Raw genomic sequence first — 18,090 nt, 5'->3', positions numbered from 1 at the left:
TGGAGGAATAGGAAATGAAAAAGTATGTATGTGTAGTATGTGGTTATGTATATGATCCAACAGAGGGAGATCCAGATAACGGAGTAGCAGCAGGAACTAAGTGGGAAGATGTGCCAGAGGATTGGTTATGTCCTTTATGTGCAGTAGGTAAAGATCAATTTGAAGAAGAAGCTTAAAAAAATATGTTTTAAATTAAATATAAAGGGTAAATAATAAATACAAATAAGAACTTAATAATTTTAAATATAAATGATATGGAGGAATAGAAAATGAAAAAATATGTATGTGTAGTATGTGGTTATGTATATGATCCAACAGAGGGAGATCCAGATAACGGAGTAGCAGCAGGAACTAAGTGGGAAGATGTACCAGAGGATTGGTTATGTCCTTTATGCTCAGTAGGTAAAGATCAATTTGAAGAAGAAGTTTAAAAAATATGTTTTAAATTAAATATAAAGGGTAGATATTAGATATAAATAAGAATATAATAATTTTAAATATAAATAATATGGAGGAATAGAAAATGAAAAAATATGTATGTGTAGTATGTGGTTATGTATATGATCCAACAGAGGGAGATCCAGATAACGGAGTAGCAGCAGGAACTAAGTGGGAAGATGTACCAGAGGATTGGTTATGTCCTTTATGTGGAGTAGGTAAAGATCAATTTGAAGAAGAAGCTTAAAATATAAACAAAAGCCATGGACTTTATTAAGTCCATGGCTTTTTTACAATTTCTTATACTGAACTCTATCATCTGATTCTCTGTAAATTGCTACATTTTTATATTTACCATGTTCAACTTCTGATTTAAATCTTCTACCATCTATTCCATGAGAATCTTTTGGAAAATCATCACTTACAACGTCTCTGTACTCAAATGGGTGATTTGATGGAACTTTGTTTAACTTATCTAAATCTATATGACTTCTATTTAACATATTAAAACCTCCTTAACAAAATATAATATTAGTATTTACATATTACAAAAAACTATGTTTATTCACCAAAAATAAAATTCGTTTTATGCTATTTTCATATAAAACTAGATGTATTAGGCTGGATATGTTAGAATTGGAATAAATTGAAAGTAACATGATAAGATGATTATATTATATTTAGGAGGGATAAGTATGAATAGAGAAAAAGCTATTGAGCTAATCAACACGCATATAACAACACCTCATATTATAAAGCACAGCTATGCTGTTGAAAGTGTAATGAGAGCTCTTGCGAGAAAATTAGAACCTAAAAGTGAAGAAATGTGGGGATTGGCTGGTCTTTTACATGATCTTGATAATGATACTGTAGATTGGAAAAGTGATATGTCTCTTCATGGTCCAAAAACTGTTGAAATACTTAAGGATGAGAGTTTTGGGAATGAAGAGATGTATCATGCTATATGTGCTCATAACCCATGTAATGGAACTAAAATAGAAAACAAATTTGATAGAGCACTTTATGCAGCAGATCCTATAACTGGCTTCATAACTGCTATAGCCCTTGTCTATCCTGATAAAAAGATAAGTAGTGTAAAAGTAAAATCTATAACAAAAAGAATGAAAGAAACTAGGTTTGCAGCTGGAGCAAATAGAGAAGCTATGAGATCTATAGAAAAACTAGGAATAGAATTTGCTGATTTTGCAAAGATGTCTCTTGATGCCATGGTTGAAATAGCTGATATTCTAGAATTATAAAAAATTTATTAAATATTTTTTATGTGATTTTTTGAAATTTACAGCTTAAATCACAAAAAATGCAATAAAAAGGTAATAAATTATACAAATATTGAAAAAATAGTTTATATTTAGTATAATAATAAGACACTAGTATGTAAATAAAAGAATGAAGGGAGATTTAGTTAAAATGAGAAAACGTTTTACAGCTTTTATAGTTTCATTTTTAATGGCTTTAACTATGTTTGGACAAGTTCCAGTAGCTAAGGCTGCAGAAAAAGTAAACATAGATATTTTACAAATTAATGATTTTCACGGTTCGCTTAATGAAAATGGAAAGAATGTAGGTGCAGCAAAATTAGCAAATGAATTAAAAAAAGCGAAACAAAATAATCCAAATACAATAATATTATCTGCAGGAGATAACTACAATGGTTCACCAGAATCAAACCTTTTATATGGAGAGCCTGTTGCTAAATTCATGAAAGAAGCTGGAATAATGTATTCAGCAGTTGGTAATCATGAATTCGATTGGGGAATGGATAAGATAAGTAAGTGGGAAGAAATTTCAGGAGTACCATTTTTAGCAGCTAATATTTACGACAAAAAAACTAATAAGACAGTTGAGTGGGCTGATCCTTATAAGATAGTTGAATTAGATGGAATAAAAGTAGGAATTATAGGTCTTACAACTCAAGAAACAGCTTATAAAACAAATCCTGCAAATGTTGCTGATATAGAGTTTAAAAATCCAGCAGAAGTTGCAAAAGAAATGGTTCCAAAGGTTAAAGAAGATGGAGCAGACATAGTTATAATACTTGCTCATATAGGAGCATTCCAAGATTCAAAAACAAAAGAAATAAAAATTGAAGTTCCAGAGCTTGCTGATGTAGAAAATGTTGATGGAATTATATTAGGACATTCTCATCAAAGAGTTTCAGGACTAGTAAATGATATACCTGTAGTTCAAGGATACAAGCAAGGTAGAGCTTTAGGAAAAATATCATTCGCAGTAGATAAAGATACAAAGAAAATAGTTAAAAAAGAAGCTTCAATAGATTTATTATACTCAAGACCAGATACTTTAGCAGAAGATGTTTCTGTAAAAGAAATGGTAGCTAAAGACAGAGAAGAAATAGCACCTATATTAGATGAAGTTATAGGTAAAACAGTGAATGAATTAGATCATGACCGTAATGACTTTACAACTAGTACTTTAGGACAATGGACTACAGATGTTATGAAAAAATTAGCGGGTGCAGATATTGCAATGACTAATGGTGGTGGACTTAGAGTTAATGTTCCAGCTGGAGATATAACTGTTGGAAAAATGTATGAAGTAATGCCTTTTGACAATGTATTAGCATCTTTTGAAATGACAGGAGCTCAAATAAAAGAGGCTTTCGAAAATGGAATTGAAAATCAAGAAATAGGATCGATTCAGTTCTCAGGAGTTACAGTTGAGTACATAAAAGGTGCTAAAAAAGGAAATAAAGTAGTAAAAATGACTTTAGATAATGGAGAAGAAGTTGACTTAAACAAGACATACAAAGTTGTAACTAATGACTTTATGGCAGCTGGTGGAGATGGTTATATATCATTCAAAGATGCTAAAGCATTAGGTGAAACTGTAGCTATAAGAGATGCTTTAATTGATGAAATTAAAAATGTTAAATCTATAGACTACAAAAAACAAGATAGACTAGTAGTAAAAGAATCAGAAGTTAAGCCTGAAGTTAAACCAGAAGTTAAGCCTGAAGTTAAACCAGAAGTTAAGCCTGAAGCTGTAACTTATGTAGTTATAAAGGGAGATGCTCTTTATAAAATAGGAAAGAAATATAATGTTGACTGGAAAACAATAGCTGAGCTTAATTCATTAAAAAATCCAAACTTAATATATCCTGGACAAAAACTGTCTATTCCAGTTAAGTAGTAAAAAAGAGGACTTTGGTCCTCTTTTTTTTTGTATACTATAAAGTTATAATACTTTTAATAAATATTTCCATATACAATATATACATTATAGTAAAAATATGGTAATATTTATAGTGGAAATATTGCTTTGAAGGGGTGATATTTATGTTGAAAATATATTATTTTTTGTTTTGGGTTGGAGTTTTATATAGTTTAGCAAGCTTTATGCTAGGTAGTATAATGGATATGGACTTTGATGCAGATATAGATTTTGGGTATTTTAATATAATACCAATTAAACCGGCTGTTATAGCTATGTTTATAACTGTATTTGGTGGAATGGGAATTATACAAATTAGAGATGGTCAACAATCTTTGTATGCATTTGGAATTTCTTTAGTTGTAGCATTTATAACTTCATATTTAATAAATAGATATATATTCTGTTTTTTAAAAAAAGCTGAAAATACATCCGCTGAATCTCAAAAGAAACTAATAGGGCAATATGCTAAAGTTATAGCTACTATTGTTGAAGATGGGTTTGGACAGATAAAATATAACATGAACGGCAATACATATAACTCACCAGCCAAGCATATAGAAGGTAAAAGAGTTGAATTTAATAGTAAGGTTGTAATAGTACTCATAGAAAACGATGTATTTTATGTGGATACTATATAATAAAATTAATTAAAAATTAAGGGGGAGTACTAAATGGCATTAGAAACATTAATCTATCCAGTGATAATAGTACTAGTCATACTTATTCTTGTTGGTGGCTTTTTATCTATGTGGAAGAAAGTTCCTCAAGATAAGGCTAGAGTTGTAACTGGACTTAAAAAGAGGGTTATATCTGGTGGAGGGGGACTTGTGATACCTCTACTTGAAAGAACTGATATTATTTCCTTGGAAAATATGAAAATTGAACTTAGAACAGATGGAGCTCTTACAGAAGAAGGTGTTGAATTAACTGTAGATGGAGTTACTGTTGTTAAGGTGAAATCAGATGAAGAATCTATATATTCTGCTATGGAGCAATTCAATACTGGCAAGGAAGCAGATACAATAGATAGAATAAAGGAAACTTCTAAAGATGTTCTTGAAGGAAAATTACGTGAGATTATATCTACAATGACAGTAGAAGAAATATATAAGAATAGAGAAAAATTTGCATCTCAAGTTCAAGAAGTTGCTGCAGTTGATCTTGCTCAAATGGGTCTTGAAATAAAGGCGTTTACAATAAGGGATATATCTGATGAGAATGGATACTTAAAAGCTCTAGGTAAAAAGAGAATATCTGAAGTTAAGAGAGATGCTGAAATAGCTGAAGCTAAAGCAAAATCAGAAACTGAAATTAAAAAATCAGAAGCTCAAAGAGATTCTAAGATTCAAACTGCAATAGCTTATAAAGAAGGAGAAAGAGCAAGACTTGAATCTGAAACTGAAATCTCAGAATTTAATAAAAATAAGGAATTAAAAGTTCAAGCATACAGACAAGAACAACAAGTTCAAACAGCACAAGCTGACCTTGCTTATGAAATCGAGCAGAATAAGGTTAAAAAAGAAGTTGTAGAAACTGAGATGCAGGTTAAGTTACTAGAACAAGACAAACAGATTGAGATTGCTGAAAAAGAAGCTGTAAGAGTAGAAAAAGATCTTGATGCAAAGGTTAAAAAGCAAGCAGATGCTAACAAATATGAAGCAGAAAAACGTGCAGATGCAGAAAAATACAAACAAATACAAGATGCTGAAGCAAGAGCCCAATCTATAAAGCTTGAAGGTCAGGCAAGAGCTGAAGCTAGAAGGCTTGAAGGACTTGCAGAGGTTGATATCATAAAAGAAAGAGGTAAGGCAGAAGCTGAAGCTATGCAAGCTAAAGCAGAGGCGTTCAAGCAATATAATGAAGCCGCTATTACTCAAATGCTAGTTGAAAAACTACCAGATATAGCAAAATCAATAGCAGAACCTCTAACAAAAACTGAAAAAATAGTTATAATAGATAATGGAAATACTGAAGGTAAAGGTGGAGCATCAAAGGTTACAGGATATGTAACTGATATAATGAGCCAGCTCCCAGAATCGGTAGAGGCTCTAACAGGTGTTAATATAATGGATATTGTAAAAAGTAAATTTGTACCTGAAGATATAAACAAAATAGAAGTATCAGATGCTGTTGAGATTAATGAAGTAGATGAAAATAAATAGATAAAAGTAGCTATCTCGAAATAGGAAATATTTTCTAAAGAGATAGCTGTTTCTTTAAAAACCTAAATTTGGAATGAATCAAAGTTTTATTTATGATATTATTATATTGATAAATTAATAAATAGAGGAGGACCAAAATGAAGTTTACATTCAATCACAATAACTTTAATGTATTAGATCTTGAAAAAAGTATAAAATTTTATGAAGAAGCTCTAGGACTTGTAGAAACTAGAAGAAAAGTAGCTAGTGATGGAAGTTTTATACTAGTATTCTTAGGTGATGGAGAAAACAATCATAAGCTTGAACTTACTTGGCTTAGAGATAGAAAAGAGAGTTATAATTTAGGTGAAAATGAATTCCATTTAGCATTTGAAACCGATGATTTTGAAAAAGCATATGAACATCATAAAAATATAGAATGCATATGCTATGAAAATAAAGAAATGGGAATATACTTCATCGCAGATCCAGATAATTATTGGATAGAGATAATTCCTCCTAAGAATAAATAATAAAAAAGTCCTTATTATAAGGACTTTTTTATTATTTTAAAACGAATTTATATAATGTATAATTTAAAATATACATTATATAAATTATAATTTTTTAAGTTTTTGGGGGAGGTACCTATGAATGATATTGTAGATTTTTCAAATAGTCACAATATAAAAGCATACACTATAGAGGCTAAAGATATTATAGTTGAGGAAAGGGTTTACTTAAAATGTGCTTATGGATGTAAGGATTTTGGAAAAAGACTAAACTGTCCACCTAACTGCATTAGTATAGATAAGTTTAAGAAAATATTGAGTGAATATGATAAGGCTCTTATACTTTTAGAAGAATATAAGACTTCTTCAAAAGAAAATATGATAGATGAATGGGAGGATGCAAGGCGAGAATCTTTTAGAAAAATGATTGAAATAGAAAAATTTGCTTTTAATAGTGGATATACTTTTGCACATCTTTTGAGACCTGGATCTTGCAATGAATGTCAAATATGTAAAGAAAAGTGTTCAAAACCAAGCCTTAGAAGGTTTTCTCCTGAAGCTGTAGGTGTAAATTTAGATAAAACTCTAAAAAATGTAAATATAAAAATAGATTATTCCGGCTATAGTATAATTAATTTAATTGGAATTTTACTAGTAGAATAAAAAAATAAAAAAAAATAGAGGGAAATTTAAAATAATGTCGAATACAGTAAAAGGGAACATTATATAACTAAGGAGGAAATATATGGCAAATATGAAAAAAATAGTAGCGCCTGCACTAGCTATGATTATATCACTAACTTTTAATATATCTAAACCATCAGCAAGCACATATGAAGAAGCACAAATAAATGCTAATAATTTGAATGTAAGAAGCGAAAATAATCTAAATGCTAATATTATAACTAAGGTAAACTCAGGTCAAAGATACTTAATTCTTGAAGAACAAGAAGGTTGGTATAAAATCAAATTAAACTCTTCTCAAGAAGGATGGGTTAGTTCTCAATATTCCACTAAAAAACAAGCCGTAGGAGTTGTGAATGGAAATAATGTAAATGTAAGAAGTTCAAATACAACTGCAAGTGACTCTATAGCTATTCTAAATACTGGAAATGAAGTGACAATATTAGATAAAAATGAAGATTGGTACAAGGTTCAAATAAATGAGGAACAAACAGGATACATATATCATTCTTTAATAGACATCAAAAGAGATAATATGAATGTAACAAGAGGATCTAGTGACAAATTGACTAAATTATATGAGGTAGCTCAGAGTAAATTAGGAAGCAAGTATGTGTGGGCATCTAGTGGTCCTAATACTTTTGATTGCTCAGGATTTACTATGTATGTTTATAAAAATGGAGCAGGAATTGACCTTCCACATAGTTCTAAAGCTCAAAGTAGTGTAGGAACAGCAGTTTCAAAAGATCAATTAAGATTAGGTGATCTAGTATTTTTTGATACTAGTAGAAATTCTAGTATAGGACATGTTGGTATGTACATAGGAAATGGTAATTTTATCCATGCATCTTCTGCTAAAGCTAATGTTATGATATCTAGCTTAAGTGAAGGATATTACCAAAAGACATATGTTACGGCAAGAAGAGTAATAAACTAAAATTCGCTTTATGCTAACGCATAGCTCATGTCGCCAACGAGTCCTCCGGGCTCCGTTGCTTAAAAATAGATGCAAATTTAGAGCTTTAATCAATGTTATATATAGATTCAAAATTACATAATTTCTTTATATAAAAAAAGGTGGCCTATAGACCACCTTTTTTAGTTTCATTTTTTAGTTTATTGTATGTATTCATAACCTTATTAACATAACCTTGAGTTTCTTTAAATGGTGGTATACCATTATATTTATCTACATTTCCTGGGCCAGCATTATAAGAAGCTACAGCTAAGGGTACACTGTTATATTTATCTAAAAGAGAATCAAGGTATTTTGTACCACCTAGTACATTTTCTTTTACATCATATGGATTTTGTACATTTAGTGATTTTGCAGTATTAGGCATTAACTGCATAAGTCCCATAGCTCCTTTGTGTGAAGTAGCATTTGGATTAAAGTTTGATTCAGCTTGTATAACAGATCTTATTAAATTTTCATCGATGTTATACTTTGAAGAAGCTTCTTTTATTGCAATTTCAATAGAGGATGAATTTATATTTGCAGATTTTTCATTTAATACTTCTTTAAAATTATTTATATTTTTATTAGGGATTATTTTTACAGGTATTCTACTCTGGATTTCGTTAAGTTTATTTAAAAAAATCTGATTTATTAAATTATTCATATATACTACTCCTTATTTAGTAATATTTTATATAAGAATATTATATAAATAATATATAGAATAGTAAATAGGGAGGAATAACTAATGAATAAAAGGTATAAAAAACAAAAAAAATCTTTGCTTATATTTTTCTTAATCATACCACTTATAGCATCTTGGGCTACATCAAAGTATGTTTTTAGCAAAATATCTAATAAAAAAACAATAAAGGCTGTAAAAATAGAAGTAAAAGACGATAACAAAGAAGGATCAGAAGGTTTTAAAAAAGAAGTAGAAGGTTTTGAAATATATTCTGTACAAGTAGGATCTTTAAATGATTATAAAGAAGTGGAAAGTATAGTAAACAATCTTGAAAGTGCTAATATACCTAATTATGTACATAAAGAAGAAAATTCTTATAAAGTATATACATATACATCTCTAGAAGAGCCTAATGTAAGAAGGTATTTAGAAGGTATAAAATCTAGTTATTCAGATGCTTTTATATCTAAAATAAAAATAGGATCTATAAATCTAGAGTATACAAAGAAATATGAATATATGAATGATGTATGTAAGGATTTAGAACTTCTTATTGAAAACATGAAACAAGAGTCGCAGTTTTGGAATGAATATAAATTGGGAACATCAAATTATGATGATTATATAAAAATAGTTAACGATAAAAGTAAAATAGTAGATTCATTAACAAAGAATTTGAAGGAATCTAAAGAAAAGTATACAGAAAATTTCGAAAAAATAATGTCGAAATTCTGCGAATTAGATAAAAAAAATATAAAATCTATAAATAAAAATCTGGGAAATGGAGATATGAAATCCTGTGAAAAGCTTTTTATATCAAGCTTATTCCAGTATAATGAATTTATAAATGAGATTAAAAATATATAGATTTATTTAAAAGCAGGTGATTATCACCTGCTTTTGTTCTGTAAATTAATACAAAATACGGTATTTAAAGTATGTTAAAAAAAAGATTTATAGGACTTTATAAAAAAAATATAGTATACTATATGTTGAAATGTTTTTCAGAGAACATAAATACTTATACTTGGTAACTTCAAGTTGATTTATAATTTATTGTAAGGAGGTAATATGAATGAAGCTCTTAAGTTTTAGAGGTGGTGTTCATCCGCCACACAGAAAGAAAAGTACTGAGAGTATAAAGGTAGAAAGAGCTAAAGATCCAGCTACTTTATATATACCTCTTCAACAACATATAGGGGCACCATCTAAGGCTATTGTTAATGTTGGAGACACGGTTAAAGTAGGGCAAAAGATAGGAGAGGCACAAGGTTTTGTTTCAGCACCTGTACATTCTTCTGTTTCTGGTAAGGTAAAGGCGATTAAGGAATGTCCGGTACCAGGAGGAAAAGGATTATGTGTAGTTATTGAAAACGATTTCGCGAATGAAATCCATGAAAGCGTTGTTTCTAAAGGGAGTATAGAATCTCTAACAGGAGAGGAAATATTAGAAATAATAAAAGAAGCTGGTATAGTTGGTATGGGTGGAGCAACATTCCCAACTCATGTAAAGCTATCACCGCCAAAAGACAAAAAAATAGATACAGTTATATTAAATGGAGCAGAGTGTGAGCCATATCTTACAGCGGACCATAGACTTATGCTTGAAAATCCAGAGTCTGTAGTTTATGGACTTAAAGCTATAATGAAGGTTTTAAATGTTGAAAAAGGATATATAGGAATAGAAGATAACAAGCCTGATGCAATAGAGGCTATGATTAAAGCTGCTGAAAAAGAAAGCAATATAGAGGTTGTAGGACTTAGAACTAAATATCCTCAGGGAGCCGAAAAGCAACTTATATATGCTTGTACAAATAAAGAGGTACCATCGGGTGGACTACCTATGGATGCTGGAGTTGTAGTAAATAATGTTGCAACAGCAGCTCAAGTATACGAAACTATAACAACAGGTATGCCACTTGTAGAAAGAATAACTACTGTTACAGGTAGCGCAATAGCAAATCCTACTAACCTACTTATTAGGATAGGAACTACATTTGAGGAAATAATAAATCAATGTGGCGGATTTAAAGAAGAAGCAGGCAAGGTTATAATGGGAGGACCTATGATGGGACTTACTCAATATACACTTGAAGTACCTGTTACTAAAGGTGGATCTGGTATACTGTGTCTTAATAGAGAAGAAGCTACTTTACCAAATCCAAGCAATTGTATAAGATGTGGTAAATGTGTAGATATATGTCCTGCATTTTTACAACCACTTTTCATAAGTGCTCATTCATTAAAATACAATTTTGATAGAGCGGAAGATTATAGAGCTCTTGACTGTATAGAATGTGGATCATGTTCATTTATATGTCCATCAAAGAGACCTCTTCTTCAGTCAATAAGAGTTGCAAAAAGAGAAATAATAGCACAAAAAAGAAAACAAAGTAAGTAAAAGGAGGTAAAAGAATGGATAATAAGCTTATAATATCTTCTTCTCCTCATTTAAGATCAAAAGAAGATACTTCTACTATAATGAGGGATGTTGTAATAGCATTAGTTCCAGCAACTATAGCTGCTGTTTATTATTTTGGAATGGGAGCATTAGGTGTAATTATATCTGCATTAATAGGTGCGGTTGCATCAGAAGCATTATGTCAAAAACTTATGAGAAAACCAATAACTATAAACGATTGGTCTGCAATAGTTACAGGATTATTAGTAGCATTTAATATACCTGCTAGTGCTCCTTTATGGATACCTTTTGTAGGATCAGTATTTGCAATTGTTATAGTAAAGCAATTATTTGGAGGAATAGGACACAACTTTATGAACCCTGCTCTTGCAGCTCGTGCTATGTTACTTGCTTCTTGGCCGGTTGAAATGACAAGCTGGGTAACTCCAGGACCAGATGCTGTATCTACAGCTACTCCTCTTGCAATAATTAAAGGTGCAGAGGCAATAGATATGGCTAAACCAAGTTTCTTCGATCTTTTAGTGGGTAATATAGGAGGATGTATTGGAGAAACATCTGCGATTCTTTTAATATTAGGTGGAGTATATCTTCTATATAGAGGAGTGATTACTTATATAATACCTACTTATTATATAGGAACAGTATTTGTATTAACATTCTTATTTGGTGGATTTGATATAGCAAATTCAATGTATCACTTATTTGCTGGTGGATTAATGATTGGTGCATTCTATATGGCAACAGATTATTCTTCATCACCTATGACTCAAAAAGGTCAAATAATATATGCAATTGGATGTGGAGCATTAACTACTATAATAAGATTATGGGGAGGATATCCAGAAGGGGTTTCTTACTCAATATTATTAATGAACGTAGCAGCACCACTTATAGATAAGTATGTAAACCCTAAAGTATTTGGGGAGGTGGCTAAGTAATGAAAGAAATATTAAAACTGGGAGTAATACTTTTAATAATAACATCTATATCAGCTGTTGTTTTAGGATTTACTAACGATGTTACATTACCTGCAATACAAGAACAAAATGAAAAGGCTAATGTTGAGGCGCGTACAGCAGTTTTAGCAGAAGCTAAAGAATTTAAACCTGTTGAAAAAGAAGTAGAATCAGCTATGGTTAAAGAAATATATCAAGGATTAGATGGATCTGATTTAGTAGGATATACTATAAAAACTGCTCCTAAAGGATATGCAGGAGAGGTTGAAGTTATGGTAGGAATAGGTACAGATGGAACTATTCACGGTATTTCTATAGGAAATCATGCAGAAACTCCAGGACTAGGAGCAAAGGCTGCTGATGAACCATTTAAGAGCCAATACAATGGAAAAGGCATAGATAAAAACATTGAAGTTATTAAAAATCCAGGACCAAAGGAAAATGAAATTGTTGCAATAGCTGGAGCAACTATAACTTCAAAAGCAGTAACTGCTGGTGTTAATGAAGCGATAAGAGTATATAATGAAGTTTTAAAATAGGTTGGAGGTGAAATTATGAAATTAGGTAAATTATTTAAAAATGGTATTATAAATGAAAACCCGGTATTTGTACAAGTTTTAGGTATGTGTCCAACTCTTGGAGTTACAACTTCTGCTGAAAATGGATTAGGTATGGGTCTTGCAACAACTGCGGTTCTTATATGTGCAAACTTAGTTATATCTCTTCTTAGAAAGCTTATACCTTCTAAGATAAGAATACCTGCATTCATAGTAGTAATAGCTACATTCGTTACATTAGTAGGAATGGTTTTAAAAGCTTATGTTCCAGCACTTGACAAAAAACTTGGATTATTTATTCCTCTTATAGTTGTTAACTGCTTAATATTAGCGAGAGCGGAAAGTTTTGCATCTAAAAATGGACCAGTAGCATCTATAGTAGATGGAATTGGAATGGGACTTGGATTCACAGCTTCTTTAACTTTACTTGGTCTTGTTAGAGAACTGTTTGGAAACGGAACTATATTTGGTCATTTAGTGCTAGGTAGTGCATATAAGCCAGCACTTATAATGATATTACCTCCAGGTGCATTTTTAGCGTTAGGTTTACTTCTTGCAACTATTAATAAAATCGCTGATAAAAAAGCTAGTTAGGAGGGGAATTGGATGGAAATATTTTTAATATTAGTAAGTTCTATATTAGTAAATAACTTTGTATTATCTAGATTCTTAGGTATATGTCCGTTCCTTGGAGTTTCTAAAAAAGTTGAAACTGCAGTAGGTATGGGTATGGCTGTTACTTTCGTTATGACTTTAGCATCTATAATAACTTATTTTGTTCAATATTATGTGCTTGAGCCGCTTGGAATACAATTTTTACAAACGATCGCGTTTATACTTGTAATAGCATCTCTTGTTCAGTTCGTTGAGATGGTAATTCAAAAGATGAGTCCTACACTTTATCAAGCATTAGGAGTTTTCTTACCACTTATAACTACAAACTGTGCAGTTTTAGGGGTTGCTATAATAAATATAGACAGTAATTACAATTTAATTGAAACAATAGTAAACGGTATGGGTGCTGCTATTGGATTTACACTTGCAATAGTTTTATTTGCAGGAATTAGAGAAAGACTTGAGCTTGCAGATGTGCCAGAAAGTTTTAAAGGATTCCCTATTGCTTTAATTACAGCAAGTCTTATGGCAATAGCATTCTTAGGATTTACAGGATTAGTTTAGGTAGGGGGTGAAAAATATGTCTTTAATATTAAATTCGGTAATAAGTCTTGGTGCTATGGGACTTTTATTCGGTTCTGGTCTTGCTTATGCTTCTAAAAAATTTGCTGTAGAGGTTGACCCAAGAGTAGAAGCTATAAATGAAGCTTTACCAGGAGCTAACTGTGGAGGTTGTGGTTATCCTGGTTGTGGAGGATTAGCAAATGCAATTGTTGCTGGAGACGCTCCAGTAAATGCATGTCCTGTAGGAGGATCAGATACTACAGCTAAAATAGCAGAAATAATGGGTCAAACTGCACAAGACGGAGAAAAGACAGTAGCAAAGGTTATATGTAAAGGTACATGTAACAATGCTAAGGAAAAAAGTGAATACTATGGAATAAATGACTGTAGAGCAGCAGCCTTAGTATCTGGTGGATCTAAATCATGTCAATATGGATGTTTAGGTCTAGGAACTTGTGTTAATGTATGTCAATTCGGTGCTATTGTAATAAAAGACGGAATAGCTAGCATAGATAGAGATAAATGTGTATCTTGTGGTAAATGTTTAGAAGTTTGTCCAAAATCTGTAATAGACTGGGTTCCTTATTCTCAAGAAGTAGTTGTTGAATGTAACAGTCAAGAATTTGGAAAAGATGTTAAATCTAAGTGTGCAGTTGGATGTATAGGATGTGGAATATGTGCAAAAGCCTGCCCATTTGAAGCTATAACTATGGAAGGTAAATTAGCTAAAATAGATTATTCAAAGTGTACACAATGCATGGTCTGTACACAAAAGTGTCCAACTAAAGCTATATCAGGAGAACTTAGTAAAAGAAAGAAAGCTGTTATAGAAGAAGAAAAATGTGTTGGATGTACTATATGTAAAAAGAAGTGTCCTGTTGAAGCAATCGAAGGAGAGCTTAAGCAAAAACACGTTGTAATAGAAGAAAAGTGTATAGGATGTAGCGAATGTGCTAAAAAATGTCCTAAAGATGCTATAAAAATGAAATAAAAAGGTAAAAATATAAGGTGTGGTTATTTACCACACCTTATTGTTTTTTTTTGACCGAAATGATAAACTATTTAAGGACAATGGATTATGTAGAGGTGATTTTATGAATATTGTATTAGCATCAGCTTCGCCTAGAAGAAAGGAATTACTTTTTAATTTAAATTTGAATTTTGAAATTATGAAAAGTGATATAGACGAGTTTGTAAATGAAAAGGATACGCCTGAATCTGTAGCTATGAGCTTATCATTCCAAAAGGCAATTGATATTGCAAATAAAACATCGAGAAACAGTATAGTAATTGGGGCTGATACAATAGTTGTTTTTGATGGGAAAATATTAGGGAAGCCAAAGGATGAACAGGATGCTTTTAATACATTAAAGCAGCTGTCTGGTAAATACCACAAAGTTATTACAGGTATTTGTACGTTGAGGCTTTCAGACAATAAAAAAATTGTCGATTATGAAGTAACGAAAGTAAAAATGAGAGAATTTAGTGAAGACGAGATTAAAAGGTACATAAAAACAGCAGAACCTATGGATAAAGCAGGTTCATATGGTATACAAGGTTATGGTTCTTTATTGGTAGAAAAAATAGACGGAGATTATTCCAATGTAGTAGGACTTCCTGTTTCAAAATTGGGACAAATTTTATATAGACATTTTGACGTAAATATTATATAAATTAGGAGGAAGGTATATGGGTCATATAAATAAAATATCTATAAAGGATATGGCTAAAAACCAAAGACCCAGAGAAAAAATAATACTAAATGGAGTAAATAGTTTATCCGATGCAGAGCTTTTAGCTATTTTGCTTAGAACAGGAAATAAAAATATGTCGTCTATAGAGCTTGCAAATTGCATAATAAATATGGACAAGTCTTTAGGATTAAAAAAATTAGCGGATACTAATATAGAAGATCTTAAAGAGATAAAAGGAGTAGGAACAGCCAAAGCTTGTCAAATAATGGCGGCAATAGAATTGGGCAGGAGGATTGCTAGATTTATTCCGGATAAAAAACCAAAAATAACAAGTCCAGACGATGTAGTAGATATGTATATGGAAGATATTAGATACCTAAAAAAGGAAGTGTTTAAAGCTATTTTATTAAACACGAAGAATGAGATTATATGTGATGTCGAAATTTCGGTAGGAACTTTGAATTCATCATTAGTACATCCAAGAGAAGTCTTTATTGAAGCTATAAAAAGGAGTACGAATAAAATTATTCTTATGCATAATCATCCTTCCGGTAACCCTGAGCCGAGTAGAGAAGATAAAAACATAACTAATAGGCTGATTGAGGGAGGAAAAATATTAGGTATAGATATAATAGATCATATAATAGTTGGAGATGGAGTGTATTTTAGCTTCAAGGAAAAAGCTTTAATCTAGAGAGGAGAAGTCAAAATGAAAAAGAATAAAACTACAAAAAAGACTAAACAAAAAATGAATCTTTTTAATATGAGATCAAATGATATGGGAATAGATTTAGGAACAGCAAATACATTAGTTTATGTAAGAGGAAATGGAATTATAGTAAGAGAACCATCGGTTGTTGCTATAAGAGATGATAACAAGGAAGTTTTAGCTGTTGGAGAAGATGCTAAGAAAATGATAGGAAGAACTCCTGGAAATATAATAGCTATAAGACCTATGAAAGATGGAGTTATTGCTGATTTTGATGTTACTCAAAGTATGCTTAGATACTTTATAAAAAAAGCATATCCTAAAAAATCACTGTTTAACAGTCCAAGGATTGCAGTATGTGTTCCTTATGGGGTTACAGAAGTAGAAAGAAGAGCAATAGAAGAAGCTGCTATTCAAGCTGGGGCTAAAGATGCTTATTTAATAGAAGAACCTATGGCTGCTGCTATTGGAGCTGGTCTTAAAGTAGAAGAGCCAGATGGAAATATGGTAGTCGATATAGGTGGAGGTACTAGTGAGATAGCTGTTATATCATTAGGAGGTATAGTTACAGCCAAGTCAATCAGAATTGGTGGAGATGAATTTGATGAATCAATAGTAAACTACGTTAAAAAAGAGTACAACCTTATGATTGGAGAAAGAACTGCAGAAGACGTGAAAATGAGGATAGGATCTGCGTTTAAAGAAGAAGAAGAAGAAAACATGGATATAAGAGGAAGAGACTTAGTAACAGGTCTTCCTAAAACTATGAACATAACATCTAATGAGGTAAGAGAAGCGTTAAAAGAGCCTATAACTACTATATTAGAGGGAATAAAGGCTACTCTTGAAAAAACACCACCAGAGCTTGCATCTGATATTATGGAAAATGGTATAATGCTTACAGGTGGAGGAGCTCTTTTAAAGGGACTTGACAAATTAGTTAGAGAAGAGACTCACATGCCTGTACATATAGCAGAGGATCCACTTGATTGTGTTGCAAAAGGGACTGGTAAATCTGTTGAGAATAAAGAAATCTTTGATAAAATTCTTATGTATGGAAGAAAAAGATAAAAGATGGTGATAGCGTGAGAAGCAAAAAGAAAAATAAAAACAAGTTAAATAAAGAAGTGATAGTGATTAGTTTAATTACTATCACTCTACTTGTAATTATAGGAATATCAATAGAGGGAAGGTATAACAACTATCTTCCGAGTGCTGTACTTGACATTATTACTCCTGTACAAAGAGGATTCAATAAGGTTTTTAGTGTAACAAGTAAAAATATTTCAGGTATAATCAATTATAAGAAAAATTTAAATAAGATAGAACAGCTTTCAAAAGAAAACGAGGATTTAAAAAAGAAGGTAATAGAAATAGACTTAAGTAAAGATGAATTAAGTGAACTTCAAAATCTTAAAAAATCTTTAAATTATATACCAGAAGGATATGACCAAAACTATATTAGTGCATCTGTTATAAGTAAAAATGATGGAAATTGGTATGATTCATTTACAATATCTGCTGGTAAAAAAGATGGTGTTATTAAAGATAGTATAGTGGTATCTGGAACAGGTCTTGTTGGAAAAGTATATGATGTATCGGATAATTATTGTAAGGCAATTTCACTTATAAACAGTAAATCTGCTGTTAGTTTTGAGGTTTTAAGAAAAGGAGAATATACGGGTGTTATAAGTCAAAATATATCGATAGATTCTAATGAAAACTTTGCTGGATATCTTAAGGGCTATTTGTTTGATATTAAATACGAAGTTGTGCCAGGTGATATGCTTATAACTTCTGGAATTGGAATATATCCAAAAGGTATACCTCTAGGAGAGGTTGAAAAGGTTATAGAGGATAAAAATAATTTGTTAAAATATGTAAAGGTAAAGCCTTATGTAGATTTTAAGCACATAGATAAAGTATTAATAACAAGACCTAGAATAGTAGAATAAAGAGG

The 18,090-nt window shown here is 31.1% G+C and carries 23 protein-coding genes; 21 read left to right on the top strand and 2 right to left on the bottom strand.

The genetic code is table 11. The features are described from left to right. Window positions 1–14: 14 nt before the first annotated feature. The 3 genes from rd (M2214_RS11855) to rd (M2214_RS11845) all read left to right on the top strand — a co-directional run bounded on the left by rd (M2214_RS11855) (window position 15) and on the right by rd (M2214_RS11845) (window position 685). Window positions 15–176, top strand: coding sequence for a rubredoxin (rd, locus tag M2214_RS11855; protein ID WP_099187603.1), 162 nt, complete (start codon window positions 15–17; stop codon window positions 174–176). 93 nt (window positions 177–269) lie between these two features. Beyond that, window positions 270–431 carry a rubredoxin gene (rd, locus tag M2214_RS11850; protein ID WP_248478378.1) on the top strand — a complete coding sequence of 54 codons (162 nt, stop codon included), beginning with the start codon at window positions 270–272 and terminating at the stop codon, window positions 429–431. Window positions 432–523: 92 nt separating this feature from the next. Further along, window positions 524–685 carry a rubredoxin gene (gene rd / locus M2214_RS11845; protein WP_248478376.1) on the top strand — a complete coding sequence of 54 codons (162 nt, stop codon included), beginning with the start codon at window positions 524–526 and terminating at the stop codon, window positions 683–685. Window positions 686–728: 43 nt separating this feature from the next. Here the strand turns inward: rd (M2214_RS11845) and M2214_RS11840 are convergent, their stop codons facing one another. Next, on the bottom strand, window positions 729–941 hold the full coding sequence (locus tag M2214_RS11840; protein ID WP_248478374.1) for a hypothetical protein: 213 nt from the start codon (window positions 939–941) through the stop codon (window positions 729–731). Between the two features lie 192 nt (window positions 942–1,133). On the opposite strand from M2214_RS11840, the gene M2214_RS11835 reads away from it, so the two are divergent. From M2214_RS11835 to M2214_RS11805, 7 genes are all read left to right on the top strand, one after another. Then, entirely contained in the window at window positions 1,134–1,697 is a 564-nt protein-coding gene (locus M2214_RS11835; RefSeq protein ID WP_248478365.1) for an HD domain-containing protein, read from the top strand. 169 nt (window positions 1,698–1,866) lie between these two features. After that, complete coding sequence (locus M2214_RS11830) at window positions 1,867–3,609, top strand: 5'-nucleotidase C-terminal domain-containing protein (RefSeq protein ID WP_248478363.1); 1,743 nt, start codon at window positions 1,867–1,869, stop codon at window positions 3,607–3,609. Between the two features lie 146 nt (window positions 3,610–3,755). Next, window positions 3,756–4,271, top strand: coding sequence for a hypothetical protein (locus M2214_RS11825; RefSeq protein WP_248478361.1), 516 nt, complete (start codon window positions 3,756–3,758; stop codon window positions 4,269–4,271). Window positions 4,272–4,304: 33 nt separating this feature from the next. Next, a complete protein-coding gene (locus M2214_RS11820; protein WP_248478359.1) occupies window positions 4,305–5,795 on the top strand; it encodes a flotillin family protein in 1,491 nt (496 codons plus the stop codon). 137 nt (window positions 5,796–5,932) lie between these two features. Further along, the gene (locus tag M2214_RS11815; protein WP_248478357.1) at window positions 5,933–6,307 is read left to right on the top strand and encodes a VOC family protein; all 375 of its coding nucleotides are present in this window, start codon (window positions 5,933–5,935) and stop codon (window positions 6,305–6,307) included. 117 nt (window positions 6,308–6,424) lie between these two features. Further along, window positions 6,425–6,949, top strand: coding sequence for a DUF2284 domain-containing protein (locus M2214_RS11810; protein ID WP_248478349.1), 525 nt, complete (start codon window positions 6,425–6,427; stop codon window positions 6,947–6,949). Between the two features lie 82 nt (window positions 6,950–7,031). Further along, entirely contained in the window at window positions 7,032–7,907 is an 876-nt protein-coding gene (locus tag M2214_RS11805) for a C40 family peptidase (RefSeq protein ID WP_248478347.1), read from the top strand. 145 nt (window positions 7,908–8,052) lie between these two features. On the opposite strand, the gene M2214_RS18235 is transcribed toward M2214_RS11805, so the two are convergent. Next, window positions 8,053–8,592 (bottom strand): lytic transglycosylase domain-containing protein, encoded by a 540-nt coding sequence (locus M2214_RS18235; protein ID WP_305879798.1) that lies wholly within the window; start codon window positions 8,590–8,592, stop codon window positions 8,053–8,055. Window positions 8,593–8,676: 84 nt separating this feature from the next. On the opposite strand from M2214_RS18235, the gene M2214_RS11795 reads away from it, so the two are divergent. The 11 genes from M2214_RS11795 to mreC all read left to right on the top strand — a co-directional run bounded on the left by M2214_RS11795 (window position 8,677) and on the right by mreC (window position 18,085). Next, window positions 8,677–9,480, top strand: coding sequence for an SPOR domain-containing protein (locus M2214_RS11795; protein WP_248478345.1), 804 nt, complete (start codon window positions 8,677–8,679; stop codon window positions 9,478–9,480). A gap of 208 nt (window positions 9,481–9,688) precedes the next feature. Continuing rightward, complete coding sequence (rsxC, locus tag M2214_RS11790) at window positions 9,689–11,014, top strand: electron transport complex subunit RsxC (RefSeq protein WP_248478336.1); 1,326 nt, start codon at window positions 9,689–9,691, stop codon at window positions 11,012–11,014. Between the two features lie 14 nt (window positions 11,015–11,028). Next, the gene (locus M2214_RS11785; RefSeq protein WP_248478327.1) at window positions 11,029–11,973 is read left to right on the top strand and encodes an RnfABCDGE type electron transport complex subunit D; all 945 of its coding nucleotides are present in this window, start codon (window positions 11,029–11,031) and stop codon (window positions 11,971–11,973) included. Further along, the gene (locus M2214_RS11780; protein ID WP_248478324.1) at window positions 11,973–12,530 is read left to right on the top strand and encodes an RnfABCDGE type electron transport complex subunit G; all 558 of its coding nucleotides are present in this window, start codon (window positions 11,973–11,975) and stop codon (window positions 12,528–12,530) included. Before M2214_RS11785 ends, M2214_RS11780 begins: the two co-directional genes overlap by 1 nt. A 15-nt stretch (window positions 12,531–12,545) precedes the next feature. Next, a complete protein-coding gene (gene rsxE / locus M2214_RS11775) occupies window positions 12,546–13,142 on the top strand; it encodes an electron transport complex subunit RsxE (RefSeq protein WP_248478322.1) in 597 nt (198 codons plus the stop codon). Window positions 13,143–13,154: 12 nt separating this feature from the next. Next, complete coding sequence (rsxA, locus tag M2214_RS11770) at window positions 13,155–13,727, top strand: electron transport complex subunit RsxA (protein ID WP_248478313.1); 573 nt, start codon at window positions 13,155–13,157, stop codon at window positions 13,725–13,727. Window positions 13,728–13,743: 16 nt separating this feature from the next. Beyond that, window positions 13,744–14,718, top strand: coding sequence for an RnfABCDGE type electron transport complex subunit B (gene rnfB, locus M2214_RS11765; RefSeq protein WP_248478311.1), 975 nt, complete (start codon window positions 13,744–13,746; stop codon window positions 14,716–14,718). Between the two features lie 103 nt (window positions 14,719–14,821). After that, a complete protein-coding gene (locus tag M2214_RS11760) occupies window positions 14,822–15,400 on the top strand; it encodes a Maf family protein (protein ID WP_248478309.1) in 579 nt (192 codons plus the stop codon). A gap of 16 nt (window positions 15,401–15,416) precedes the next feature. Then, window positions 15,417–16,115 (top strand): RadC family protein, encoded by a 699-nt coding sequence (radC, locus tag M2214_RS11755; RefSeq protein WP_248478307.1) that lies wholly within the window; start codon window positions 15,417–15,419, stop codon window positions 16,113–16,115. Window positions 16,116–16,169: 54 nt separating this feature from the next. After that, window positions 16,170–17,201 carry a rod shape-determining protein gene (locus M2214_RS11750; protein WP_305879820.1) on the top strand — a complete coding sequence of 344 codons (1,032 nt, stop codon included), beginning with the start codon at window positions 16,170–16,172 and terminating at the stop codon, window positions 17,199–17,201. A 14-nt stretch (window positions 17,202–17,215) separates the two neighbouring features. Further along, the gene (mreC, locus tag M2214_RS11745) at window positions 17,216–18,085 is read left to right on the top strand and encodes a rod shape-determining protein MreC (protein WP_248478305.1); all 870 of its coding nucleotides are present in this window, start codon (window positions 17,216–17,218) and stop codon (window positions 18,083–18,085) included. Window positions 18,086–18,090 lie beyond the last annotated feature (5 nt).

This window comes from Tepidibacter aestuarii (genome assembly GCF_934924865.1).
Taxonomy (GTDB): domain Bacteria; phylum Bacillota; class Clostridia; order Peptostreptococcales; family Peptostreptococcaceae; genus Tepidibacter_A; species Tepidibacter_A aestuarii.
Note: the sequence above shows the minus strand (reverse complement) of the source record. Positions and strands in the feature narration are given on the sequence as shown.